A 26,397-nucleotide genomic window follows, 5' to 3' on the forward strand; every position below is an offset into this window, starting at 1 on the left:
AGGTCTCCTTGACGGCAATGTAGCGTAGCGGCCGACGCGCTTGTCGATGAAGACCGGATCATCGTCTGAGCCGGGCCCGCGACGTGCCAGGTATCGCTGCAAGCCGGCGGCCGCCGTGTCGTGCAGCGGCACCAGTCGCGTCTTGCGGAACTTGGTCTCGCGGATCAGCAGACCGTCGCGGGTCACGTCCGCGATCGTCAGCTTCAGGGCTTCGGAGATCCTGAGCCCGGTGGATGAGAGCAGCGCGATCAAGGTCGCTTGCGTGTGCGGGCGCAAGCCGCGCGTTGGCCGAAGCCGCAGCGCAGCTTCGACCAGCCGACTGATCTCGTCTGTCGTGTAGATGTGCGGCGTGCCACGCTTCTTGCGGGCGCCGAAGTGATTTGCCGGCGGCAGCTCGTGCCCGACGTCCTCCACCCGGACATGGCGTACGAAGCGACAGACGGCTCTGAGCCGTGCATCGCGTTGCGCGACGGATGGTCCGAGCGCGGCCCAGTCGATCGCTGTTTTTGTCTCGACGTACGTTTGTCCGCGCTCGGCCGGAAAGGCGGCAAAGCTCTTCAGCAGGTACTCCGCGGTCGACATCGCGAAGCCCGTGGTGCGGCGGAGCGCGAGATAGGTCTCGATGGCGTCCAGCATCAGAGCGCCTCCGGCCAGGGCTGAGCAACCTGCTTCAGCAGCGCGACGTCGGCCTTTGCGTAATAGGCCGTCGTGTCGATGCCGCGATGCCGAAGGACGAGGCCGATCTTGTCGAGCGGCACGCCATGGCGCAGCATCTCGGTCGCCGCGGTGTGCCGCAGAGCGTGGGCCCCTTTGACCGGCGCCACGATGTCGGCCCGCTTCATGATACGCTTGACCACCGACGAGATGCCGTCGCCTCGTCGGAATGGCCGGCACGGCGCGATCGTGCGCAGGAACAAGAGATCGTTCCGGCGGGTAGACGGCCGGCATTCGAGGTAAGCGGCGATCGCATCCCCGACGTCTTGCGGTAGCGGCAGCCGGACCTCGTAGCGCGACTTGCCGCAGACCCGCAGCGATCCCGTTTGCCACTCGATACCCGCGAGACGCAGTTGCGCCACGTCACCGGCCCTGCCGTCGAGCGAGGGTCCATCGCCCGGCACGACGCAGTGGATATGCGGATGGTAGGCCGAGGCGCACCAACAAAAGTACGATCGCACGATCACGCCGGCGCGCACCGACGTCGCCGTCACAGGCAGCGATCAGCCGGTCGACCTGCTCGGTCGACAGATACCGGGGCATGTCGGCAAGCTGCCAATGAGCGTAGGCTGGAACGGCGCCGTCGAGACCTGCCTGGCAACGGCCGGCGACTGCGAGATACCGCAGGAAGGCCCGCAGGCTCGTCGTCATCTTCTCGATCGTGCCACTCCCGCTATTGCTCGCCCGCTGCAGGAAGTAACTGCGGACATCGTTCGGCCTCCAGCCGGCCGGGTCAGATCGAAGCTCCATCATCAGGCCCGCGGCGTCGCGGGCGTAGAGCCTGACGGTGGCATCGGATGCGCCGCGATGCTTGCGCAGCCACGTCTTGAAGTCGGCGACCAGCTGCGGCTCGGCAGGTGCTGCCCCCACGGCCGCGGACCGGCAAAGGCCGAGCTCGACGAGGTGCCGACGAAAGAGCCTGGCACCGTAGATGGTGTGGTGGTTGCGCCGGCCGCCTTTGGCGCGTGGACACCGGCAAGTGCGCAGGTGCTCGCCGAACGCGGCGAGATCAACGTCCGCCAGGCCCGCGCCTTGCTCGGCCATAACATGGCCGATGTGAGCCGCCGCTCGCAAATAGCGTACCGCTGTCTCGGGGTCATAGCCCTGCCGCTCCAGCACCGCTGCAAACCCGTCAAGGTAAGGCCCGCTCGGCCCACTGCGCAGATGCCCCAGCATCTTCGCTGCCGAGAAGTACGTCTCCAACATGTCCGTCTCCGTATGTGACCGGCCATCAGTGGCCGACCCAACGGGGCCGCACGGGCGACTTGTATGGAGAGCTCGAGAGCGGCAATACACAGGAAAATACGGTGATCGCGATTGGCAGCTCCCCATTACCGGCTTTGCCCATAAGGCAGGTAATGGGTGACGCCCATTAGCTGCCGCAACCGGCATTGCCCGAAGTGCCAGGGCGCGGCGCGCGCGCAATGGCTCGCCGAACGGCAAGCTGATCTCCTTCCCGTACCGTATTTCCACGTCGTCTTCACCATGCCGGCCCCCGCCGGTGACGTTCGATGTCGCCGTGGCCGCGTTCGTCACCAAACACCCCGCCAATCGTTCGGCCACGCGTTCCAGCGTAGCAAACCGCTCGCTGGATCGCGCCCTTGGCCCGATCAATTGGGCCCTTCACATCCGATGAATGCGTCGCCGACGCGCGGCGACCACAGGCGCGCCTTCCCAGCAGCCGCATCCGCGGCACTACTCCCATAGCGCCCACAACTCCGCAGCTTCGTTCAATCCGGCTTCTATGAGGTCGCACGCACGACCGAGCGCGCGGCTAGAGCCAACAATGCGGGCATCGCACATGAGAACGGCTCGATCGAGAGCGCGCACGGCCATCTCAAGCGGGCACTGGAAGATGCGCTGTTGCTGCGGGGGACGCGCGACTTCGCCAGTCTCGATGCGTACCGGGCTTTTGTCGACGAGATTGTCGGCCGGCGCAACGCCAACCTCGCCAAGCCGATCGCGCTCGAGAAGGAGGCATTGGCGCCGCTGCCAAAAGGCCGCACGACCGACTTCGAGGAGAAAGTGATCCCGGTGACGTCGTCAGGCGGCTTCATCCTGCGGCGCGAGTTCTACACCGTACCTTCAAGATTGATCGGCCATCGCCTGCGTGTGCGCATCTTCGACGACCAGCTCGAATGCTTCCTTGGCGTCACACCGGTCGTGACGCTTCGGCGCGGTCGGCCTGTGTCCGAGAGCCAGGGCGGTCATGTCGTGGATCACCGGCACGTCATCCATGCCCTGCGGCGCAAGCCGATGGCGCTCCTCAATCTCGTTTATCGCGACCAACTCTTCCCGCGTGCAGCTTACAAACGTCTGTTCGAGACCTTGCGGGAGCATGGTGATGACCGGCGCGCCTGCAAGGTGACGGTCGAGCTTCTGGCGCTGGCTCACGAGCGCGCCTGCGAAGCAGAGCTCGCCGAGGCGATCGCGATGGATCTGGACGCCGGACAGTTACCCGATCTTGCCGCGCTGCGCGACCGCTTCCGGCCCGAGGCGGCATTGCGAACCGCGACCTACCGATACAAAAAAAGCGCGCGGGGATCGGGAGGATCCATCCGCGCTAAGTTGGATCGTCAAGCTTGGCTGTCTGGGGTTGCGTGAGGATAAAACAACCGAGCCGTAAGCCTCTCAGCAATTCGTGTGCCACACGGTCGCTGTGCAGGAGTCGATACAAACAGCGAGCAACTAAGGTACAGCGGCTAAGGCCAACGCGCCCCGAAAGCATACGGACGGCTGCTGGATCGCCAGCACACCGTGGCGCCGCTAACAAGATTTGGCCCTCACGAGGGTCATTCGATAGGTGACCAAGCCATACTAGGCTCAGCAGCCCACGTGCCAGATCACTCGAGAAAGACGAGGGGAAGAAGCGGCGCGCTATCAGAGCACGCCAGCTAACCGCTTGTGGGATTTCGGACATGCATGTCGTCAATCCGACGTGGTTGAACGGGATCGGACATGCCGCTAATGACGTCGATGTCGCGCATTAATCGGATCAATCTCGTCTTTGTGCATAACGATGAGCTCTCCGAGCTCTAAGCCCACAGTTTGCAACATCCCGGCGTCGAACGGGCAGTTGAGCATTGCGAGCAGCCGAAGTGACTAGGAAGAAGCGGCTCTGTGTTGTAGTGGAGCCGGCGGTCCTTGGACGACTTCGTCGCGTGGAGGAATGGCGTAGGTCACGGCTCCAACGGCAAAGCCCTCGGGCTCGTGAGCAAGCGACCCGTGCGGATCTCTACCTTGAAGTCAGCACTCGCCGCATTGCTGCCGAGCGTGGCCTCATCGAGCTATGAATGCGCCCAGACTACGCATCCGTTGCAGCATACTGGATGACCGCAGTTCTTGGCAAGCATCGGGGCTCGCAGGCTTCAGTGTCAAATCGACTCAGCTTTCGCCACGCGATGAGCCGGGCCGCCATCATCGAGCCTACGGCGGCGATGGGGGCCACGATTACGATCATCACGAGCGTCGCTATGTATCGGGCGACGAAGCTTGCCACTCCGTGCCAGTATGAAATAGGAATGCGCGCGGCGTTGCGACGATAGCGAGCGTGGCCCATGGCACCAGCACCGCCAACACCCCAAGCGCAATAGGGCGTGGATCACCACCTTAATGACAGTCCAACCCATCCTGCTAATTTATGCTCTGCCAGCCATAATGGGGTGTCCACCCATGTCCATCAGGATAGTTCTCAATAACACGCCTCACCCAGCAAGGCGGCCTTCACCGGATCGTATGCCTCTCCTCCAATCGGTGGTATAGAGACCGTACCATCCGGCCGAAGTAAGCGGATGTGACGCCGGATATCCCTTAGCGTTTATTCTCCGCCCCTTGTCGATCGGAGTTCTGTTTCGTCTATGATACCGGTGGCTGCGATGAACCAGAATCCTTTTTCGATACAAAACTTCGATTTATCAGAACAGTCTCTCGTCATTTAGTTAGTCGTCTCCATCCAGTGATTGGGTCCAATTGTGACCCGAGTGGCCCATCAGCTTCGACTGAATTCGAGCTAGAGCGTCACTGAGCCTCGCCGCTTCATTAAATCGTGTTTCCGGGTATGGCGGGCGCGCGGACGCGTCGTGTACGAGGGCTTCCGCTGTATTTGAGAGCCGGCCGATAGGCGTCCTCAGCCACTGCGCCGCACCTAAGAGCAGCGCCAGTGTGGCAGCGGCGCAAGCACCGAAGCTAATCCAGAACGATCGTATCAAATCACGGGTGGACGCAAGCGCCTCGTCGGCACTCTGCCGAACCAGAAGAGACCAGCCAAAGCTTGGAAGGTTCGCGAAGCCGATCGTCGGAACGATCACCGTGAAGTAGTCCCTACCATTAGGCCAGCGCTCGCGTAGAGACGCAGTCGTGACGCGGCTAGCCGCAAGCGCGGAGCCGATGTTAAGCGGCTTGTTGATGAGATCCGGCGGACCAAATAGGATGGTTCGATCACCCGAAAGCAGCAGCACGTCAATGCCGGGTACCTGTAACGAGTCCATGCCTTCTGCGACCCATTTCCAGTCAAGATGAGCGCCGATGACTCCGGCAACGGAGCCGGCGTGGTGCAACGGCGCGGCCAGGTCGATAAACCGATATGGCTCACGAGCTGCGGGCAACTGAGTGGCCAATAGTTGAGCAGCATGGACATCGATAGCCGTCGGCGAAACAAGGCCCCGCCTAAACCAGGGTCGCTGTGCAACGCTCACTCCTTCAAGCATGCCGTCTTTAGCCACAAGAATGGTCCCTTCGAGATCCGCCACGCCGAGCCAAGTGTACCGCGCATCAAGGCGACTCAAGAAGTCTATGTGTCCTCGCGCATTTTTAAGATCCGTTAGGTCAATGAGCTGAGCGGACCGAGCTACATCCATCCAGACGCCATAGAGCCGGCGCGCCAACAGCGCAGAGCTTAATTCGCCGCGAATCCTCAACGCGTCGAATTGCAGCTGTTCTCCCCGCTGCTGTAGCAAAGCCGTGTAGATCGTTGCGGTCACCATCGCAGGGACCAATATGAGCAAGGCGCCTCCACAGAACACCAAGGAAAGCAGGCTCGGTCTTTTAGGCATCTCGCGCTCCTCACCTCGTTAGAGCTCGCGCCAACTCCCGGATCATTTGCCAGATGTTCCCTCGATCGGCTCCTGGCATGACGGATTCGGTATGAAGCTTCTTGATAAGTTTCGCCCTTTGCGCGGGAGTTGGAGAGAACTTTAATCGATAGCCGTCACGCGTTGTCGCAGCAACATGCGCGTCTACTCCGCCAATTCCAGGCAGGTTGAGCTTCCCTGCTGCTCCGGTGGATAGTCCGGACGGACCACTGATTCGCGCGCCCCCTCGGCCCAGATTAAGAAGCCATCCGCGGTGCTTCTCACCTTGGATCACCAGGGTGATCGGTTCTGGGATCTGGCGCTGAGGTCGATCGTATCGCGGTCGTTCGATGCACACCACGACTGCCACGAGCAACACCAGAATGTTGTAAACCGTCCAGAACATCACGACAGCCGTGCCGTCCCCGGCTGTCGCGGACGTATTGAAAACGAAATCGGAGTTCAGTGGCACGATCAGGCCGCCGATCGTCAGTCCGAGCAGGAGTAAAAATGGTCGCATCAAAGTCCATTGAACAACTACTTTGGTTCGGTCGCCGCCTTTGGCCGTCACCGAGAATTTATGCGATCCTCCGGTCAGCAATCCGAGAGCCGCCGCCTGGCTGATGGGCCAGGCCGCAATCAGCTGAGCCGTATCGTTGAGAAGCGGGACAAACAACCCCTTTGAAAGCCAGTTCAGGGACATCAGAACCATCAGGTAATACGGTACGTAATATTTGATGATGTCCACCAATGACGCGTTCACGATGGTGATGCCGAACCACCAGTACAAGAGAGGGAGAATCAGGCTGGCAAGCCGGAAGGGAAAGGTACTGATCCAGTAGAGCAAGGAATCAACGATGCCGATTCGATGCATCAGACCAAGGCTGCGCATGCCAAAGGGGCTATAGGAGTTGCGGACGATCTGCATCAAACCAAGGCACCACCGTCCACGCTGAGTGATATATTCTTTCAGCCCTTCGGGAGCCAAGCCTTCACTTAAGGGCTCGTTAAGGTACACTGTTTGCCAGCCGTTTTCCGCGAGCTTAAGCGTGAGCAGGAAGTCCTCGGTTACGCTTTGTGTCGGAATCCAGCCAATCTGCTCGACGGCCTGGACCCGCATTACGGATGAGGTTCCGCAGCAGATGGCGATGCCCCAAGCATCCCGCGCCGGCTCAACGTTGTCAAAGAAATGACGTTGCTCATCCGGATATGCGGTGCTTATTCCCAGGTTGTGTTGGATCGGGTCGGGATTGAAGAAGTGCTGCGGGGTTTGCACGAGCGCCACGCTTGGCTCGTGAAACAACGCTAGCGTCCGCTCGATGAAGTCCGCATGGGGAACGAAATCGGCATCAAGTACAGCAACAAAGGCTGGCGGTGCGGGATCTCGAGCGCGCGCGCGAAGTGCATGGTTGATGTTCCCTGCCTTAGCGTGCTCTTTATTCGCGCGAGCGAGGTATCCGATTTCGTGCAGTTCGCAAAGTTGCCGCACCCAGTTTCTGGCACCGTCGTCGAGAACGAAAATCCGAAGGCGTGGATAGCGGATTTCCGTCGCACCAACGATCGTGCGCTCGAGTACTTCCGAGGGCTCGTTGTAAGTCGTGATGAAGACATCAACGTGCGGCGCTTCTCCCGGCAGCCACCATTCGGAGTACTGGTCTGCTTCGGCCGTCCGGTCTTTCACCCGCGACAATATAAAAAATGCGATGGTAGACGACAGCACGGTCAGAGCTTCGAGCACGGCGAATCCCCAACTGAACAACGCGTCAGCAGTCCAGTCGAGCGGCGCCAGCGTTTCGCTGAAGCGCCAAGTCGTATAACGCCAAGACAGTAAAGCAGCCGTCCCTAGGACGAGAGTGCGCCAATACCACTTCATCGGATTAAGCAACGGAAAGACAGTAAAGCAGAGGCCAACTATGAAAGCGGCGCCTGCGAAGGCAGCAGCGATTGGTGACAGCAGAAGCATCAGAATCCGTACCGCGTAAAAAACCGACGGAATTGAGCGATTGGGCCACTTGTGAAGATAACGCGTCCAGTACGCCCAATTGCGCAGCTGAGATCTGGCTCTGTTGCGAGGTCTGAAATAGTCACGGTGACATCAAAGCGCTGGAGATGTTGTGCACTCGGACCCACCGCAAGATTGGTGTAGAGTGAAGCTGCACCGGATCCCCCAAGGCGGGTTATGGTCCCATTGAAAATGCGATCATCTCCAAACAACCGAAATTGGACGGCCGTTCCCACCGAAAGACTATCGTATAGAGATTCGCTGACGCCCGCGGTGACGATAAGCGTATTGCAGTCGACGACCTTGACAAGATCCTGGCCGCGCCGCGCATATTGGCCATCGTCTATTAATATGTCCCAGACTAGACCAACGACGGTGGCATTAAGCGTAGCGAAGCTCAGACTATTGACACGAAGACGCTCGGCATCGATTTGCCGATCGAGCTGGACAATACGCGCTTTCACCTGTTCGTTGTCGACATTTAGTTCGGCCAGTCGCTGCTGGAGCTCTCTGATACGTTGAGCCGAGGAGGGAGCGTCGTTATACGACTCCCCGATGAAGACGCCGTCGCGAGCGGACGTGAGTTCCGTCTCTAGGTAATTTACTCGCTGCTGCGCACTCTCCAGTTCTTGTTGCGCGACGTCGTAAGTTGCGCGAGCGCGATCCAGATTCGCCGCCGTCTGTACACCACGCGTGCTCAGTTCGTTTGCTCGCTTGAATTCTGCGTCAGCTTGACGAAGGCGCGCGGCCGCAGCGTCTTGAGCTGCTTTGGTTTCAGCAATTCGGGCCTCGATCTGCCGAACCCTGCCACGCTGGTATTCAGTAGCTTGAGCATCGAAGCGAGACCTGGATGCCGACAAGGCCTCTCGCTGGCCAAGGAGGCGGTTGAGCTCAATTTGCTGGTTTGCGCGATCGCGATCGAGCTCGAGTAACCTGGCGGTATCAAAGCGTTGGTCGTTGATTTCTGCTATGAGCTCTCCGGGACCAATGCGCGCACCGATGTTCTTTACAGCAAGTGTTACCTTTCCTTCGATTGGGGCGCGAACGATGTAGAGTCGAGCATTGAGCGTCGCATCCGCCGATGTTCCAGCGAAGTGCTCACCGATAACAACGTACAATCCCACAGCCAACATGGCCAAGCCGACGATTGCACGTAGGAGCTTCATCAGGACATTCCAACTACGTCTATGATGGGAAGGTCGCACAGACGTATTGCCAACCCGGCGCAAACATAGACTGACCAGCTTGAGGTCGAAACGTTCTCCTCTAAGCGACCCTCCGCCCCCGCTCTGGATTCCCAAGCCAAGTGCCGCTCGGATACGAGTGTTAACGGCTCAGGCGTCATTGATCAGACTAGGAGGCTGGTAAAAAAGAGCTTCGTGATCTCAGCGGCGGGGGGATCCTTCTCGTCAGAAGGGACAAGGGTGACGAATTCGTTCCTGCAGTTCCAGCAGTGCCAAAGATATTGGACCTCCCGCGCACCGATGCGTTCACGCCACTCAAGGTGGACCAACGCGGAGCCACATTGAGGGCAGGTCTTGTGACGTGCAATTGAGACCGACTCCATGTGGTAGCTCGTATCATTGCAAAGAAATGGCCATAGCCGAAGACGCGGTGTTGCAGCCTCGGTCTCCGCGAGCGACTGCGGCCGATGCCCCTTTCCTTCAAACCTTGTGCCAATTGCGAGGGCTTGATCAGTAAACTAAATTTCTGAGTAAGCGGACCAGACCGACAGCATGTCAGAAATCGGACAGTCTACGTCATGTCCTCCCGCGAGACCGCAAGTCAGATTAGGTTTCGCATTGGGAGCCTTGTCTACTAGTTCGTTTGGTATTGAGTGATACGGCCTCGCGGGCGTCACTGAATATCGATGGCCCCGTCGGGAGGGTTCCGCCTGCGCACAACCGGGTGCCAATGGCAGTGTGTTAAGCGGGTGCGCGTACGACAGTGCTTGGCGCGGTCAGGAACCAGACTGGAACATTGAGCTCCGGCACTTCAATCGGAGGGGTATCGGGCGCGTTAGACGATGTCCGAACGACAGATGTCTGACCGTAGTCCTCCACCATTGCGCATCTGCACACCGCCGGGGCGAAGAGAGTTGGTCGAAGATCAGGCTTGGCCGCTCGTGCGGCCTGAGGAAATAGGACCGCTCGCGGAGTCCCTGCGCGTTCACGCGAGTTGTTGAAAAAGGTGAGCCACCCGCCCAACGATCGGGCCGATGTGATTTCTCAAAAGCTGCCGCCTGCCCAAGAGAATGCGCTTACCCTTAGCAACAATGCAATTTCGGATGCTGTATGCAATGCAGCGTCGAGAATCTAACGCCCCCTTTCTGATTAAGCCCCCCGAGCAGGTTCGAGGTGTTCTGGGGACAAGCGTGACTTCTTCGCAGCCCACATACGGCGGACGCTCCTCAAGAACTCGGCACGTCGACTCAGGCAAGCAGACTTCCTGCTCCATCATCAGTAACCGCTCTGCGGCCGGCCTCTCGATCAAGCAGCGCGGGAATACCCGCGGCTGGAACGGCACCACTGAATAGATAGCCTTGTCCTTCTGTACAACCATTAGCCGCCAGATAGACCAACTGGCCTTCGTCTTCGATCCCCTCGGCCGTCGTCGTCAAACCAAATCCCTTAGCAAGGTTAAGTATAGCACGAACGATCACCCGGCTGTCGGTACTATTGTCGAGATCCGACACAAAGCTGCGGTCGATCTTGATCTTGTCAAGACGAAACGAAAGCAGCTGGCTGAGCGTAGCATAACCTGTTCCGAAATCATCGAGCGCGACGCGGATGCCGGCTTGACGAAGTTCGTCGATCACGGCCTTCGCAACGCCGGTTTTCTCCACGAACGCGCTCTCGGTAATTTCAATCTCGAGGCGGCATGGACTGAAACCGGTTTGCGCAAGAGCTGCTAGAATGCGCTCCCGAAGCGCGCAATCCCGCAATTGAACAGGCGAAATGTTGAAGGCAAGCGAAAACGTCTTCGGCCACGCATTTGCGTCAAGACAGGCGCGGCGAAGAAGCTGATCTCCAAGTGCGTTGATGAGACCCGTTTCTTCTGCAATCGGAATAAACACGTCGGCCGGGATATTCCCAAACGTCCTGTTTTCCCAACGCGCCAAGGCCTCGAACCCGATAATGCGATTATTTGCGAGTGAAACCAGCGGCTGATAGTGCGGCTCGATAATGTCCGCCGCGACAGCGCTACGAAGCTCGCGCTCGATTTGAACGCGCCGCTCGAGATGCGCGTCCATGTCTGGCTCGAAAAAGCGAACGCGCGATCTGCCTTCGCCTTGCGCGCGATAAAGCGCGCGTTCTGCGCTCCTGACCAATTCGTGGCGATTGATGCCGTCAAGCGGAGCGATCGCGATGCCAATTCCAACACCAAGCTCGGCTGCGCCAGTCTCAATCGCGAAAGTGTCGGCGGCGGACGCTACGATACGGCGCGCCAGATTGGCGGGATCTTCTAGGGAGCTAATGTTTGGCAGGACGATCCCGAATTCATCGCCTCCAATCCTCGCTAGGACGCCGTCCTTGCGCAAGATGTCGGCAAGCCTCTTGGCAAATTCGCCGAGTGCCTTGTCCCCCGCTGCGTGGCCGTGCGCGTCCTTGATTCGCTTGAAGCCGTCGAGGCCAAGCATCAGAATGGCGACTTGATGCGTGTCGGTGGCGAAGCCAAGGCACAGATCAAGTTCCTCATCGAACAAGCGGCGGTTCGGCAAGCCGGTCAACGGATCGTGTCGCCCAAAATCGCAGGCTTCTCCTTCTGCAATGATTCGTGCTTCAGTTTCGCGGACGAGTTGTCGATAACGCCGAACACTAAAGATTGTTAGCGAGACGCTGAGTAAGAACGCAACGAATATGGTGAATACGATGTCGTCGAGTGCCGACTCTAAGCCCAGCCCCAACCGGATCAAGCGAGGGCCAAGCCCATAGAGGTGCGCTAAGACTGAAGCGAGAACGAGGCCGCTGAAGAGAGCAATGAAATCCCTCGTGGCAGAACTACGCCAAACGAAGCGCAATAGGCCCGATCGTGGTGTCGACAATCTCATCTTTGTCAAACCTGATGCACGGCCCAGTGAGGTTCTCGCCCGCAGCAAGAATCTTGACCGGACCAGATGTTGGGCGTCGAGTGCCGAGCTTCAATTACGTCATCGCGAGCTGTGATGCGATATCGGCGGCGCGAAGGCCTCCCGGCAAAGTCGTGCTCAAGGGACCAGGAAGTGCGCACGTTGTTAACGCGGCCAAAGTAACAAGTTACGTCCTCGATATGCCGCTTCGAGACCTTGAACACCTGGAGGAGAACGCATGGGCGAACACCAGTTCACGTGCGACAGCGATCAGTGCGACTGGGTTTCTGCCAGTAGTGCTTCGGAGCCGGACCTCCTCCCAATTGCCTGGCGAGCCGATCGATGACTGCGGGCCCGCACCCGGGACGCTGACCTTCGCAGCGTGAGGTGATCGGCAACTGAGCGGTCGACGAAGCGAAGGCGATCGAGCGCCGTTGAGAAGCAATGACATGGCAGCTCCCGGCAGCTAGTGGCCGCAACTTGTTGCGGCGCGAACTCACCTGCAAACATTTCAATTGCTAGACCATGACCGAATGCTTGTTAGTGGGGGCGTGGCTCTTTCTCGGAGAAATGACAGCGAGAACCGGCGTAGGGCCAAGGCGGATTGAGACGAAGTGTACGGTCCACGATAACCTAAGCGACTACAACACGGTTGCGACCTTCAAATTTTGCGCGATAGAGCCGCTGGTCGGCGACGTTCAAGAATTGGTCGAGCGTGTCGCCATCGCGCCCGAACTCCGACACTCCAACACTGATAGTGACGCCAACCGGCGGTTCGGCTCCGACGTCGAATGCAGTGCGCTCGATCGCGGACCGAACGCGCTCGGCTACCGCGCTAGCCGCATCGAGCGTCGCCCCCGGAAGCAACACCATGAATTCTTCGCCACCCACGCGCGCGATGGAGTCGTAAGGCCGAATCGCCTCCAGACACTTTCGTACGAATATGCGCAGGACTTCATCGCCGACGCTGTGGCCGCGCGAGTCATTGATATCCTTGAAATGGTCCAGATCGAGCGATAACAGAGACAATGGGGCACCGGTCCGCTTGGCCCGCGCGATCTCGGCGCCGATATGCTCGATGAAGTGGCGCCGATTCCCGGCACCAGTCAGCGGATCGGTGGCGGCAAGTCGCTCCAACCTTTGATTGCTCAGCTGCACTTGCTGGAGCGCCTTTTGAGTATCGGCCATCGATTGAGCTAGGCGGGCCGTCATTTCTTCCTGGCTATAGATGGTCGCGAACGATTGCGTCGTTCGGAAAGCCCGGACAACTCCGTAGCTGAGCAAAAAGAACCCGCCAGCAAAGATCGCGTGGGCCAGCCACCACATATGATTCCATGGCGCCGCTAGAATGAATGCGAGCGACGATAGCGCGAACCACGCGACGGAAACGCCAAAAACAAGCATCAGCGGCGAGTGAATCCGTCGCATGAGCATGACCAAGACATTCAACACACTGAATAGCAATGCGCCGCCCTCCATGGACAAGCGGACCGCTGGGTGCCCCGCATACGAGGAATAGGCGATCAGTGCGACACCGATGTCCGCAGCTAGGAACAGGCCAATCCACATCAACCATGCGCGCGCGCCCGAACGCTTCTCGAACTCGTCTGACGGCTGATTGTAGCTGAGCAGCCCGACCAAGAGCAAAATCGACATTGCTAGACGCGAAGCCGGCCCATAGAGCAGAAACAGCCAAATATTGTGGTGTGCCATCCCGGTGAAGGCACCGTGTAGCGAATAGATCAGCGCGAACGCCAGAAAACCAAGCGTCAGCCAACGCAACAGAGGCTCGCCTGAAGACCGGTAGCAACGCCAGGTCACATATGTGACGAACAGCCCCTCGAGGGTGGCGACGGCGATGGCGAACTCGTGGAAGAGGTGATCCTCAAACTTCAGCGCGGGATCTTGCTGGAAATAAAGATAAGCGATGAACTGAGTGGGCAGCAGGGCGAAGCCGATGATGAGCAGGCTCGTATAGGCCTCTGTGACCAGCCGCAACGTTTTGGGCGGACCATGCACTGCGAGATTGGTACTCATATGCTATACCGTCATTCCAAGATGACTCCACGAGGTCCTTTCATGTACTTCGGGGCTTTGTCTCGCTTTACAAGGTGAAGGCATCACTGATTCGTCTCCGCCCAAGCTGACGAGCGCAGAGGTCATGAGCTTCACCTTTTTGGTCCATCAGCTGCCCCCCCCTTGAGCGGTACGGCGGAGCGCCCGCATCAACTTATCATCTACGAGCGGCCAATTTCCGTCGCGGCGCTGGCGCCGTGACGGGTTATGTGTTCGAACCCACCACGTTCAGTCCACCCGCTCCGCTAAAGGTAAGCGTATCGTGCGTGTTCAGTATGTTATCCCAGCTGCTGCCTCGAGTCGTCACGATCTGAGACCCATTCGAAAACGCGCCATCGGACGATGAGGAGATCACAAGCCCATTGAGAAATGGATTCTGCGCATTACCGTACTCAATCGTTTGCTTCGCACCCACTGGTAGCGCCGCTGCGACGATTGGTCCGGACTGGTTCGGCTCTGAGCCGATGCGCGTGATGAGCAACACCGTAAGTGTCAGCCCACTTTGATTGACGAGTTTCTTTTGTGCCATGTGACCTCCGTAATCTGCCGTGGTCCCCGCGCCGAAATGCGTGAGAGAGTTCAACTATATACAAAAGCGAATTGAGCTAGGACCTGCCAAATCTTGTAGGCGGCTAATATTCAGAACCTGCTAGAGAAAATGCGGCGCAGCTTCGTTGTAAGCGCGCCCAATCGCGCAATGTTGCCGAAATCCGGCATCCCCGCTTAGTTGGCACTGGGCAAGCTGGTCGCCCTGAAATGTTGGTATAAAAGTTCGGCACAGGCACCGGCAGCACATGAATTTTTGTGTTGATCGCCCCTACCTGGTTGAAGAGGGCGACGTCAGCAACCCGACATGATTATTCTTCCCTTCCATACTCGAGGAGGGCCTCCAATCGGTTCTTTGCGTGCTGCGAAGCTCTGCTGGCATGACTTTGATTTGATTATTCCTTATCAACGCGGCGCAGTTGCTGCTTATGATCTTACATGGCGTCGTCCGGAGTCATGCTGCCCGAACACTCTTTGCACGGGCCCTTATCACGTACCACCGAACGATATTCCAACGCTACATGCCCGAGAACGTCGTCTGCTCCGCTTCTTTCTTTTCCCGCCTGGATTCACCGACGCAGGCGGCTCCTCGCAGAACCATTTGATCGGACAAGTGTTGCTCCTTGGCTGCAGCGGCGACTTCCTCAAGCAGACCGAAAGTTTGGCCGCGACGGTTCCCCGATTTGCGGGCGGACGCCCCAGTGAAACGCAAGCAAGATATAACTTCGGCCCATGCATGTGGTCGGGGGCTGACGTGTGTCCCGCCTCGTGATGCGACCTCGACACGTAGCGGGCCCTTACGGAATGCGTGGATTGGATCCAATTCGGCTACGCGCGTTCGCCGGCACTCATCTACCTGGTGATTCTTCGAATCCCAGTTCCTGACCGATTGCCCACAACCCTCCGTTTGACCTCACCACATTCCCGACGTCTCTCGGCTTATGCCGCGAGTTTAAGCAGCGCCAGGCGCTGGAGCTTGGTATGCGCCACCGCGAACATTCATGGCCCAGGGCGGTACGCGCCATGTTCGGCACGCTGCAGAGCCCGCTCGAACGCGCCTCAGCATCGTAGCGTGCTCGGAGCCGTCAGGGACAAGCCCTTGCGAGTGCGCAATGCGCGCGTCCTTGACCGCTCCTGCGTGCGCCGCCGCGGAGAAAGCGCGGGTCGGGCCGGCGGGGCTCGTAGTGTGCACCCGGACGCTGACGCGGTGCGTCGCGCCCGGTAACCATTTGCTGCAGCTCGGCGATATCCAAGAGTTGACGATCGGTGTCGGCCGCTCGCCGCCAAAGTCCGAGATGACTGAGCTGCCGCGGATATAAACGGTTCTTCTTTTCGCTTTCTGAGACTGTGCGGACGTTATCGATGTCCTGGCTCATGGCTCCGCTAAGTGGCGCAAAGAAAGGGAATGAACACCACGAGAACCAATATGTGTTTGACATCGGCGTACTCTCGACTGCTCGATGGTGATGCTCGTACATCATCGCAACTTCAATGCCCGGGAAGGAGATGCCGGGCAATTCAGCTCAAAGAGCGAGGAGTCTGGAGTTTAAGGACGAGTAAGTGCCTGGTGGGGCACTTATGCCGAGGATCCCTCTCTTCGCGGCAACCCGTCACAGGGGTTAGGGCGCGAAAGTCGCTGAATTTCCCTGTTTTTCGATGCACGTCGTTCCTAGCTTCGGTCCACCGATGGGGCCGACTTGATAGTCCCCAAGCAGTTTTATCGCGGCAGCATTGCTGAGATTCTGCACAAGGATGGGTGGGCTGAAATTATTGTCCGCAACATACCCGGTGGAGATCGTAGCTGTGCCGGCTTCGTTGAGAAGCTCTGCGTTTGTAGCAGTCACGCCTGGAACGAGTCTGCCGTGGCCATCGGCCCCGCGAAAGAGCAAATGGTTTGACCGTCCATGTACCATTGGCATTATACACTACGCTGAAGGACGAGTATCCTGGGGTCGCGACGCAGACGGCGGCGGTGGCTGACGACGCGGTAAAGTTCATCACCGTGCCCGCCGTGTAGATGCCGGTCTGGACGTAAAAGATGCGAATGGGTTGGCAGTCCAGATTGTTGTTAGGCTGGGCTGTCACGAAGTTGGATAATGTGACGCCACCAGTCAGCGTCCGTAGCGCCGATCCGGCATTGTAGTTTTCCAAGGTCGGGTTGTAGATCGGCGTGATGATTCGGAAAGATCCAGCCTGCGGACCAGCCGTTGATACCGGCGGCGAAAGCCCGAGCGATGGAGTGACCGACATAGTCGTGGTGTTTCTCGTCGGTGTCCCGCCGGCTGCAGGGGTCACGGTGATCGGCTGCGTGGCTGCGAGTTGCCCCGACGGTTTTCCGACAGTCGGCGGTGTTACTTGTTGTTAGACGCCGGCGTAATCTTGCAGAACCAGAGAAAACGTTAGGATCGCTCGGACGTCTCGTAGGGCAACAGCGCCTGCGCGTATAAGCTGTTGGTATAGACTTCAGGCCCGCCCGTGTAGACCGCCGGCTGCTGGAAGAAGAAGAAGTTCTGAAGCGAGGGGCTGTCGTTCTGCACGTTAATTGTGATCGTGGTAGCCATGACGTTCCTCTCAATTCTGATGCGTTAAGTTTCTGCGGCCGGTCGTCGTCACCTTGGCTCTGGGCTGGCCTATCTGAGCGTTGGTTCGCGATTGCGAGCTGGAATGACAGCACGAACCGGATCACCTCGCTCGTTCAGCAAGCGGTGTGCCATCGCAAGTGAAGCGAGGCCGTATTCGAGCGGAAAGGAAAACATAGGCTTAGCACGAAGCTCATAAAGATCGTGCTCGCGTGGGTCGGACTTGCGACATTAAGGTGTCGAACCAGACATGGCAGGTCGCGACCGAACTAAAGTTTGGGAGCTGCTTTGCAGAATGGCTACTTCGAACCGAAACGGCTTGCGACACAGGCCGACCACCGCGAAGGTCGACGTCGCGGAGATCGGATTCTCAACTGTATCTCCGAAATTGGTCGACCGATGCGACCAAGCACATTATCAACGGAGCCAGCGAACCAGTATCCTCGGGGCCCGGTGTGGGCCGTGCGCGGCGGACCTTATTATCTCGCGTTTTGAGCATTATCCTTGATTGACGCGGCCATTGAGGTCTGTCTGGCTCACCAGCCGCATGTCATTGAAGAGCGGCGAGGTTTGTTGACCGTTCGCCCACCGGATGACAACGCCAAAGCGACCCACGCTGCTGACGACGCCAAGGTCCACATCAGGAGTACCTTGCCAGCAAACGTAGTCACCTGGCTTCAATCGCCTGGCCTGATCTCCGGTCATAAACCGCCTCGCGGACATCGATCGTGCGAGAGTATCCGGCGTTGAGCCGGCACTCGCGCCCACCGCAAGTCGGCGAAATCTGCTTGGCATTCGTGATCGAATTCCGATTTCGTCCCCATCAAGTTCCCGTGTTCAAATCGCGCTCGTGGCATCGCGAGTGTTGAGAGAAGTCGGGAGTCATCTGCTGAGCGCGACATGCCGGAACGCATCAGCCAGCGAGCTCTCCAGTTTGCCCTTCATGCCGACCAGGACCTCGTAAGCGGTATCGCGAGACATGGTCGCCCGATACGGTCGGTGCTCGATCAACGCCGCAAAGATATCGGAAATCGTCAGGATGCGGACAATGTCGGAATATTCTCGGCGGAGAGACGGTCCGGATAGCCGCTGCCGTCGAGATATTCATGGTGATGCCGTACCGCATCGAGGATTTCCTGCGAGACCTCGGCGGTTCCCAAGAGCATCTCGTACCCAGCCGCGGGATGGGTTTCGATCAGGGAGCTCGCGGTCGTCGAGTTTGCCGGGCTTGCCGAGCACCGCAAGTGGTATCGTTGCTTTTCCGATATCGTGGAAGATCGCCGCAGCATGCAGGCGATCAATGTCTTGCCTGACCATGCCAAGATCTAAGCCAAAGCCCACTGCAATGCCCGTCACCAGAAGGCAGTGCTGATACGTACCTTCGTGGTAACGACGAACGACCGTCAGCCATTTCGCAAGACCGTGCTCGGTGACGTAGTCGGCTATCGCATTGCCGGCGCGACGTGTCTCCGCCACGTCGATCGTAAGGCCGCCCGCGGCAGCTCGAAACATCGCTGAAAGACAATCAGCTCCTTCAGAAGCGATCTTTTCGCCGCCCAAAAGTACCTTGGTTGGATCGCCAGGCAGAGCATTTCGGGTGGAGAGCTTCTCAAGGAGTTGCTTCGGCTTGATTGGACTCACAAGTACGTGTGTTGCGCCAAGCGCATAGGCTTGGACCGTCGCGAGCCGTGTGGGTTGGTCAACAACAAAGACACGCTTGGGCGCGCGCAACATGATCGCCAGCATGCCCTTCAGGGTTTCAATGTTCTCGACGACGCGCAAATCGACGTTAACAACCACCGCTTCGTTGGCGGCGGGAACGGCAGCTCCGTTGCCGAGCAATTCGGCCGTAACGCTGTGTTCGTGGACCAGATACCGGAAATGGCGCCAAGCTTGGCACGGCTATCAGCGACAACGTGAACGGAGATCGGAAAGGCTCTGTCGGTGTTCTTCCATCCAGAATCCGCACCTTCCTGCCGAGTCCGGTCGCGGCTGGCCCTCGCGCCTAGCGAGTTGCACGGCGGATCTTCGACGTCAATTTCGAACGCTGGTTGGGAACGCAGTCGGTTGAGTTGCAATCAGATAGCCTGGTTGCGGCTCTTGCGACTAAGTTCGGTGCGCATCAGCGATCAAGGAATTACTTTTACTTAAACGGTTATCGCAGCGGCTGGCGTGTTGCGCAGCAGTTGTCCTTGGCTGCGGATATTCCCAATTGACCTGAGGCATCTATCCAATACATACAAACGTTTAGATCTGAGCGCACGGTCGAGCCGGGTTCGCCGCTGGTGGATGACATGCATGATCAGGCATCCATGTTCGATGCCGTCGACACTAAGTAGCAAGAATGTGGACTGGGGTTTAAATGGTGGGCTATAGCCAGTGTTTTAACCGGCCGAGCGCATGGTAATGTTTTGACCATGAAACCTCGTGCGTTACTGGCCTGGAACGTCCGGCGGATTCGCCTAAAAAGGGGCCTTTCGCAAGAAGAGTTGGCTCGCGCGGCCGGGATCAACCGTTCCTACTTGGCGGGTCTCGAGCGGCAATTGAAGAACCCAACGATTGATGTCATCGATCGTATTGCCGCAACGCTCGGCGTTGAGCCGTCCGAGCTCTTTATCGAGCCCTCCGGCTGTGCCGACATTCTCAAGACCTCGCCCAGGCGGCCGAAGCCGCGTCTCCGTCGTAAGAAGGAGTAGCGATGCACACGCCGCCAAATCGCAATGCAAGTGCTTGTCTTAAGTCGTTTCAGTAGCGCGGTTGAGGGGCATGTCCAATCGACTCACAAGAGGGTCGTCGCACTCGCGGTTATAGGAGGAAGGGGTCGCTCGTACGGCCCTTTTTTCTTCTCGTTATTTGAGACAGAGGCTGGATGCAAAGAAGAAGCGCATCCGACGCCACCAAACAACGAGCGAGCCGCATGAGGATCATGGCATCGCTCCTCTTGTTGTGGTTGTTATGTTAGCGCCATGCCTCGCAGCAACTCCATACCATGGAGCGTCGAGTTCGCAGAGGTCTGGTGCTGCCCGCTCAATTAGGGCGCACTGCGCGTCAGACAAGTCAGAAACGCGCAGACGGCAAAGATGCAGGCTCAGGACTCTCGTTGGCCCGCGGGTGGATGCGGCATGCTCTGCGCGTCGTTGGCTGTCGTCATGGCTTCAACCATTTCGATTACCCGTCGTCGGTCGGCAGGATGCTGCAGCGACCGAAATGCTTTCAAGAGACGGGCGCTTTGGGCCACCTCGTCAGCACGGCTTTTGTTCGGCAAAGGCCCCCCTCGTTGCGACGCGCGCCGGTACCTTGATCCGGCCAAAGTAACAGGTGCAGCGCCGGCGTAAAGACAAGACCACTCGTCGAGACGAGGCTTCGTCGGCTTGGTGCGCTGCAACGTGGCGCGTTGCTTCGGTGATGGTGCGCGCCACGCGCTTTGAGCGCTCACGTCGACTGGGCAATTGGTGTCGCCAGATTGGCAAGGTAGGCATTGGCTTCGGACGCCTTTGAAGCGGCTGTGAAAATCGCCCGCTTATCGGCTTTAAGCACGGAGAGCCAGTGCGCCAGATACTGCGCGTGGTCCGCGCGTGGCTCAACCGTGACGTTAAGCTCGCTGCATAGGAATGCTGCGCCAAGTTCGGCGATCAGTTCCTCCAGCGCGTAGGCGTCGCTACCAAAGCGACCGGACAGGTCGCGATTGCAGCGGTGGGCAGGAGCCGTCCAGTGAACGAGTTCATGTAGCAGCGTCGAGTAGTATGCCTCGCTTGCAGATGACGTCGCCAAACCGGTAAACATGGAGCGTTCGGGCATATGGATCTCGTCGCGTGAGGGAAAAAGCATGCGCGACGACCGCCGCTTCTCACGATTGCGCCAGTTGCGGCGACAAAGCCGTCGACGGAAGCAACGGATGGGAACGCACTTTGCGGCTTGTCTTCAGCGGTGCGGTCGCCATCGACCTGGTCGGCGTTGAATACCGGCGCTGCGCGGGCGACTAGCCGCCGTTTGGGATCGTTTTGATCGGTATCGTCGACTTCGATCTCAATCTGCCGGTAGAAAATGACGTAGGAAGCTTTCTGGCCTTTCCTGACAATGGCGCCCTTGGCGGCCCATTGTCGGTAGGTGCCCCAGAGATGCGAGCCGTAGCCGTGGACCTGCGCCTCGATCCACAATGCCAGAATGTTCACGCCGTTGTAGGGATTGCCGGACGCCACGTTGACGGGCCGGCGACTGCCGCTGCCGCGATGCCACGGCATTTGCCATTTGTCGGTCCCGGCCTCGATAGCGGCGACGATGCGGTCGGTGATGTGCTGATGAATATCGAAGCGATTGTTGCTCATGGTCTCTCCTGTTCTGGCGGCGCTCGGCCTTGCCGGTGACCGGTGAGACGCGGAAAGGCAGGGGCCGCACCCGAAGGGCGCGCTTGCGCGAGGGCTTGCCCCTTGCGGCGTATGGCGCTCTGCGTCAGGTCAACACGGGCAAGGCCGGCCGCGATCGGGAGAGCGGGCATTCAGCTGGCAATATCGCGGCGACGTCCGTCTCGGCCGCGATCGACGAAATGCCGGACGTTTGAGGCGCTCGCTGGCTGGTTCGGAGGACCGAGCGTTAGCGCTGCGCTCATGACCTGAGCCGACGATCGCGGGAATTCAGGGCATGAAGCTGAATGTCAGGAAGTGGGGGTGGCGAGGTTCATAGGAGATCACTTCAATCATGAGGGACATCTCCAATGAATATGTTCCGCAAGCGGGCGGCTTTCGCGTCGCCCAAAGACAACTTTCGCTGCGCCTATCGTTGTGTGCGTTTCTTTGGCACCCACGCGCGGCGTTCCGCGCTGGCTCGTGTCATCTCAGCGACTGCCGCCGAAAAGCGCGATCGCGCTGTCGGAGAAAAGATGTGGGCTGCTGCGTCGAAGGCGAAGACCGCGCGGGATAATGCTGCGGCGGGGTTACGAACAGGGTACATCCTAGCTCTGCAACAGAACCGTCTTATGACGCGGAGGATGAGAATATCTACCGGGAGACGAAAGACGAGCGGCTGAGAGCTCATCTTCTTCGCAACCAACTCAACAGGCTTCTTCATCCGCCGTCGCGACAAATCAATCCGCTGGCCTATTAGCGAGGTTCAGGGAGCCCGTTAGGGCTCCCTGACGTACAGACCCCAATTTAAACCAGAGGCCAATCGCGGAAACGGGCTGGATAGAGCCAAACTCGCCTGCCGCCAAAGCGGAGCAAGAACATTTCGGTCCAGGCCTCCGGGGAAGTGGTTCTCGCGAACGACGCCGATAGCTAAACCGCCGTGCTGGCTGATACCGTCCTGTCGCGGTCAAGATCGGAGTTGAAGATGGACAGCGAAACATTCGCGCTACTGCTTGTGCAGAAGATTACCCTGGTGGGACTGATCAAATTCCTCGATCACAAGGGAATACTCGGCAAAGACCTCATCATCGAGTTTCTTGAAGGCGTAGCGGCCAATAGTGATGCCGCAACGGCCGAGTTGTCTCCCCTGGTCGCCGATAGCATCGAGGCTATGATTGCTTCGATTAGGGAGACCCAGCCATGGAAGCCGATCGTGATCCCTGGCGGCAAGCAGTGAGCTTGGGCTCCGCCGGTCCCCAAGAGCTTACATGGAGCAACCGATGCTGCGCCTGGCCGGTCAGATCAGGGCCGCGAGGCGCAACGCGCGAAAGACTGCCAAATCAATGTATTGCGCTCGCGCATGCCGCGCTCATCCGCGATTCGTTGAAGCAATGGTCCGTTTCGTACAATCACTGCGGTTTCCACGCGGAATAATCGATGCTCCCTTGTGCGCTACCTCTGCACCGATGACCGAGACATCAATCGGTCCAAATGCCGTGCAACATACGGCTGGTGCAACGGTCGAGGAAAAGCACAATGGGCGAATTTCCGTCTGATCCAAAAGTCGCTGCTACGGCACCGGCAGAGGATATGCTGACGCCATATGACCATGACCATGCGATCACGTACCTACGCATGCTGGACGCAGACGCTGAAGGCGCTGACTGGCGAGAAGTCGTAGAAATCGTGCTGCGCATCGACCCCAAGCGCGAGCCTGATCGCGCCAGGCTTGCGTACGAAACGCACCTTGAAAGGGCGAAGTGGATGAGCGACCACGGTTATAAGCTACTGCTGAGGCACGGCTGGCCTGCGGCAAACTAAGCGATTGTATCCGTCCCGCCTCAAAGCGCTACGGTACCAGATTCTTAGGTTCGAGCGACGGTTTCGTCTAGGCTTTCCGCAAGATCTGACGTCAGGCACAGCGAACTCGCTGCGGTGGCTAATTGGCGAGCTACGTGAGCTGGCGACGGCGCTGCTGATTACTCCGTATGTTATGACGATTCCGAGGATTGCCATGAGAGTGGGACGTTGGATTGCATTTTTCTGCGTGCTGCAATCAGCGTCGGCAATTAGATTTGGAGCCTCAAGAGGTTGTTCCCGGTGATCTGAGCCTGCTGATCGATGGCTTTGATCCGATACTGCCATGAGGACGATGCCAGTTGTAGCGGTGAAGCCATCGTGGCAGTTCCGTGGCTCTTTCTGTTGAGGTGTTGTAAGCCTGCGCGTAGGTCCATTCTCGCAGGCTGGTTTGAATGAAGCGTTCGGCCTTGCCATTGGTTTCGGGCGTATAGGGCTTAGTGCGGATGTGCTTGAGGCCGAGGCGCTTGCAGGCCTTCTGGAAGGCGAAGGATTTGTAGCACGCGCCGTTGTGGGTCATGACCCGCTCTACCTTCACGCCCAGGCTGACATAGTAAGCCACGGCCGCCTTGAGGAGCGCGACGGCGCAACCCTTTCGCTCGTTCTTCATGACCTGGCTGAAGGCGATCCGTGATGCATCGTCGATGCAGACATGAACGTATTCCCAACCTGGCCCCTGACGGCGAGATGATCGGCGGCTCTTTGACGGCTTTAGTGTAGTACGGGCGGGGCGAGGTCTTCGGCCAAGGCCGGAGCGGTCAGCGCGATCAGAGCTACTGTGGCTAGTAGGACGTTCTTCATGCAAGTCGACTCTCCGATGGTTCATCGTGCACGACTGCAAGCCTACATCCACCCATTCAAGGACCAAGCTCGGTAGTTGACTTGGGTACAGGATGTTTGCGGGGACCTCAGCCCGCTGAACGAAGGAGGATCATCAGAGATGTCTGCCAATTCTGGTAGGAGCCTCGCGGTCCGTTGTGGCGATACTCAGATAGCGTAAGTCATACCGAGCCGGCTCGATAGAGACAGATAGGTCCACGATGAAAATGGCTGTTTGGGACGCGTTCGGCGTCTTCGCAGTTGGCATCATTGCGTTTGACGTCTTCGGGGGGCTGGTAAGGCGGCTTGCGAAATTGCCATCAGGCAGATGCTCGCGAAATTGTTGAGCGGCACTGCGCGGAGCTAAAGCAAGCCCATCATGCGCATTGGGAGCAAGAAGCCCATTGTGCGATTTGCATCGGAGCGACTTCCCCGGCCCCGCTTGAGCGCCGACGTGATGGCCCGCATAAGGGTCCGAACGCGCGAACGTATCATTCGCTTGCTTGAGGCGGAGAACTTCCGCGATGACAACGTCCAGGTGCTGCGGCCAAAGGAGCGGCTGTTCATTTTTGGGACCGTAGAGCGTCATGCACGGTTAGCGATGCCGCGCTCAAGCTGCAGGAGCGCCGCATGACTGCGTTGGAGCGCCAGGCGGCCGCGTTGGAAGCCTTGATCGCACCTACCCAAAAGGCGCGGCCGGGATTGAGCGTCGACCTTGCTGTTACCGCGCCGACTCAAACGACGCCAACGACGTTAACCGAACGCTTTTCATCATGTCAGGCTGGTGATCTTGCCCCACGGGCTTAATCCAATTTGAAGTTCGTTCTGGCCCTCGACAAGGACCTGAGCATGAAGCGCAGTCGCGTTTTTCGGAAGAGCAGATCATCGGGATTTTGAAGGAGCATGAGGCCGGCGCGTCGGTTGCCGAGCTGTGCCGCAAGCATGGCGTCAGTGATGCGAGCATCAACAAATGGAAGGCGAAGTTCGGCGGAATGCAAGTGTCGGAGCCAAGCGGTTGAAGGCCTGGACGATGAGAACACACGGCTGAAGCGGCTTTTAGCCGACGCCATGCTGGACAACGTGGCCTTGAAGGACCTCGTGGGAAAGAAGTGGTGACGTCCGCGGGAAAGCGGAAAGCTGTCACCCCACCTCCGAGGCGCCTTCGGGATGGGCGAACGACGGGCGCGTAAAGCCATCGGCTGCTGCCGCATGACCAAGAGATATCAAACGGCTCGGGGCATACGAAGCCGGTCTTTGCCAGCGCATGCGGGCAATCGCCCAGGAGCACCGTCACTTCGGCTATCGGCGCTTGCATGTGCTGCTCAGGCGGGAGGGCTATCTGGTCAACCACGAGGAGCTGTTCCGGCTCTACCGGGAAGAGAGGCTGCGGCGCCGTGGCGGCCGCAAGCGGGCGATCGGGACCCGGGCGTCAATGACGGTGCCGATGGCGCCGAACGACCGCGGTCACTCGACTTCGCATCGGATCAGCTCGCCGACGGCCGCCGGCTCGGTGTCCTCACCATCGTGGATGATTGCACCCGCGAACGCATGGCGCTGGTGGTCGATACCTCGCTCGCCGGCACCCGCGTGGCGCGGGAACTGGACCGGCTGGTGATTGAGCGCGGCAAGCCCAAGACGATGGTCAGCGACAACGACGCCGAACTGACCAGCATGCCATCCTGACCTGGACCGATCAGAGCCGCGTCGCATGGCACTACATTGCGCCAGGCAAGCCCATGCAGAATGCTTGTATCGAGAGCTTCAACGGTCGGCTGCGGGATGAACTGTTGAACGAGACGCTGTTTACCTCGCTGGCCCAGACCCGCGTCGCAGTCGGATGCTGGCGCGCCGATTACAACGATGCCCGCCCACACTCGCGGCTCGGATGGAAGACGCCATCCGAGTTCGCCATCACCTGCCATCCGCGTCGGCATCTGGCGCTGCGCTATGCCGAGGGCTCCGCGCCAGCTCCCATCGCTACCACCGCCCAACCGGGCAAATCCAGCAGCCAGAGCCAACTCAGGACTGGATAAAACTTGGGGCAAGGTCACTGGCGGCGAGGGTTCGCGTCCGCAGTGGTCGGAAACCTGACGCGACGATCTCGAAATCGTCGTTAATTCACAGCTGCGACCAAATTTACGCGCTCCGGGCGGCACTGCGGCTAAAATCTACCAGATCCGGATAACGGTAGCGGTGGACACCTCCAGGAGCCGTGCTTTGCAATCCTTGTTTGCACGCGCCACTCTCGGCGCGCGGATTGCACAAGCTCGTTACTGAATGCTCTAACTGCTATGTGCCGGAGAACTCATGTGCTCTGCTTTTCTGG

The 26,397-nt window shown here is 58.8% G+C and carries 16 protein-coding genes and 6 pseudogenes; 6 read left to right on the forward strand and 16 right to left on the reverse strand.

Features of this window, described 5'->3' with window-relative positions:
- Positions 1-90 precede the first annotated feature (90 nt).
- The 3 genes and pseudogenes from ACVWZM_RS22900 to ACVWZM_RS22910 all read right to left on the reverse strand — a co-directional run.
- Positions 91-636, reverse strand: a pseudogene (locus ACVWZM_RS22900) (tyrosine-type recombinase/integrase); the annotation flags it as partial.
- Complete coding sequence (locus ACVWZM_RS22905; protein ID WP_456854960.1) at positions 636-1,076, reverse strand: tyrosine-type recombinase/integrase; 441 nt, start codon at positions 1,074-1,076, stop codon at positions 636-638. The pseudogene ACVWZM_RS22900 and the gene ACVWZM_RS22905, both read right to left, overlap by 1 nt.
- Position 1,077: 1 nt before the next feature.
- The gene (locus ACVWZM_RS22910; protein ID WP_456854962.1) at positions 1,078-1,920 is read right to left on the reverse strand and encodes a hypothetical protein; all 843 of its coding nucleotides are present in this window, start codon (positions 1,918-1,920) and stop codon (positions 1,078-1,080) included.
- Positions 1,921-2,088: 168 nt separating this feature from the next.
- On the opposite strand from ACVWZM_RS22910, the pseudogene ACVWZM_RS22915 reads away from it, so the two are divergent.
- Positions 2,089-2,205: pseudogene (locus tag ACVWZM_RS22915) on the forward strand (transposase zinc-binding domain-containing protein); the annotation flags it as partial.
- 291 nt (positions 2,206-2,496) lie between these two features.
- Positions 2,497-3,216: pseudogene (locus ACVWZM_RS22920) on the forward strand (IS21 family transposase); the annotation flags it as partial.
- A gap of 1,436 nt (positions 3,217-4,652) precedes the next feature.
- On the opposite strand, the gene ACVWZM_RS22925 reads toward ACVWZM_RS22920, so the two are convergent.
- From ACVWZM_RS22925 to ACVWZM_RS22970, 10 genes are all read right to left on the reverse strand, one after another.
- Complete coding sequence (locus ACVWZM_RS22925) at positions 4,653-5,765, reverse strand: cache domain-containing protein (RefSeq protein ID WP_456854964.1); 1,113 nt, start codon at positions 5,763-5,765, stop codon at positions 4,653-4,655.
- A 10-nt stretch (positions 5,766-5,775) separates the two neighbouring features.
- Entirely contained in the window at positions 5,776-7,746 is a 1,971-nt protein-coding gene (locus ACVWZM_RS22930; protein ID WP_456854966.1) for a glycosyltransferase, read from the reverse strand.
- Positions 7,746-8,951 (reverse strand): HlyD family secretion protein, encoded by a 1,206-nt coding sequence (locus ACVWZM_RS22935; RefSeq protein ID WP_456854968.1) that lies wholly within the window; start codon positions 8,949-8,951, stop codon positions 7,746-7,748. Before ACVWZM_RS22935 ends, ACVWZM_RS22930 begins: the two co-directional genes overlap by 1 nt.
- A 1,265-nt stretch (positions 8,952-10,216) precedes the next feature.
- Positions 10,217-11,701 (reverse strand): putative bifunctional diguanylate cyclase/phosphodiesterase, encoded by a 1,485-nt coding sequence (locus ACVWZM_RS22940; protein ID WP_456854970.1) that lies wholly within the window; start codon positions 11,699-11,701, stop codon positions 10,217-10,219.
- Between the two features lie 786 nt (positions 11,702-12,487).
- A complete protein-coding gene (locus ACVWZM_RS22945) occupies positions 12,488-13,891 on the reverse strand; it encodes a sensor domain-containing diguanylate cyclase (protein ID WP_456854972.1) in 1,404 nt (467 codons plus the stop codon).
- Between the two features lie 244 nt (positions 13,892-14,135).
- Positions 14,136-14,459, reverse strand: coding sequence for a hypothetical protein (locus tag ACVWZM_RS22950; RefSeq protein WP_456854974.1), 324 nt, complete (start codon positions 14,457-14,459; stop codon positions 14,136-14,138).
- Between the two features lie 2,416 nt (positions 14,460-16,875).
- Positions 16,876-17,037, reverse strand: coding sequence for a hypothetical protein (locus tag ACVWZM_RS22955; protein ID WP_456854976.1), 162 nt, complete (start codon positions 17,035-17,037; stop codon positions 16,876-16,878).
- A 516-nt stretch (positions 17,038-17,553) separates the two neighbouring features.
- Positions 17,554-17,760, reverse strand: coding sequence for a hypothetical protein (locus tag ACVWZM_RS22960; RefSeq protein WP_456854978.1), 207 nt, complete (start codon positions 17,758-17,760; stop codon positions 17,554-17,556).
- 329 nt (positions 17,761-18,089) lie between these two features.
- Positions 18,090-18,221, reverse strand: coding sequence for an HD domain-containing phosphohydrolase (locus ACVWZM_RS22965; protein WP_456854980.1), 132 nt, complete (start codon positions 18,219-18,221; stop codon positions 18,090-18,092).
- Positions 18,160-18,897 carry an HD-GYP domain-containing protein gene (locus ACVWZM_RS22970; RefSeq protein ID WP_456854982.1) on the reverse strand — a complete coding sequence of 246 codons (738 nt, stop codon included), beginning with the start codon at positions 18,895-18,897 and terminating at the stop codon, positions 18,160-18,162. The genes ACVWZM_RS22965 and ACVWZM_RS22970 overlap by 62 nt, the downstream gene beginning before the upstream one ends.
- Positions 18,898-19,472: 575 nt before the next feature.
- Between ACVWZM_RS22970 and ACVWZM_RS22975 the strand changes: the two genes are divergently transcribed.
- A complete protein-coding gene (locus ACVWZM_RS22975) occupies positions 19,473-19,751 on the forward strand; it encodes a helix-turn-helix domain-containing protein (RefSeq protein WP_456854984.1) in 279 nt (92 codons plus the stop codon).
- Between the two features lie 736 nt (positions 19,752-20,487).
- Here ACVWZM_RS22975 and ACVWZM_RS22980 read toward each other — a convergent pair.
- Both ACVWZM_RS22980 and ACVWZM_RS22985 read right to left on the reverse strand, forming a co-directional pair.
- Positions 20,488-20,883, reverse strand: a complete 396-nt coding sequence (locus ACVWZM_RS22980; RefSeq protein WP_456854986.1) for a zincin-like metallopeptidase domain-containing protein — start codon at positions 20,881-20,883, stop codon at positions 20,488-20,490.
- 185 nt (positions 20,884-21,068) lie between these two features.
- Positions 21,069-21,380 (reverse strand): annotated as a pseudogene (locus ACVWZM_RS22985) (ArdC-like ssDNA-binding domain-containing protein); the annotation flags it as partial.
- 1,000 nt (positions 21,381-22,380) lie between these two features.
- Between ACVWZM_RS22985 and ACVWZM_RS22990 the strand changes: the two are divergent.
- Positions 22,381-22,632, forward strand: a complete 252-nt coding sequence (locus tag ACVWZM_RS22990; RefSeq protein WP_456816467.1) for a hypothetical protein — start codon at positions 22,381-22,383, stop codon at positions 22,630-22,632.
- A 299-nt stretch (positions 22,633-22,931) separates the two neighbouring features.
- Positions 22,932-23,216, forward strand: coding sequence for a DNA -binding domain-containing protein (locus tag ACVWZM_RS22995; protein ID WP_456854988.1), 285 nt, complete (start codon positions 22,932-22,934; stop codon positions 23,214-23,216).
- A 248-nt stretch (positions 23,217-23,464) separates the two neighbouring features.
- Here the strand turns inward: ACVWZM_RS22995 and ACVWZM_RS23000 are convergent.
- Positions 23,465-23,946, reverse strand: a pseudogene (locus tag ACVWZM_RS23000) (integrase core domain-containing protein); the annotation flags it as partial.
- A gap of 931 nt (positions 23,947-24,877) precedes the next feature.
- Here ACVWZM_RS23000 and ACVWZM_RS23005 point away from each other — a divergent pair.
- Positions 24,878-26,104: pseudogene (locus ACVWZM_RS23005) on the forward strand (IS3 family transposase).
- Positions 26,105-26,397 lie beyond the last annotated feature (293 nt).

This window comes from Bradyrhizobium sp. USDA 4501 (genome assembly GCF_054062115.1).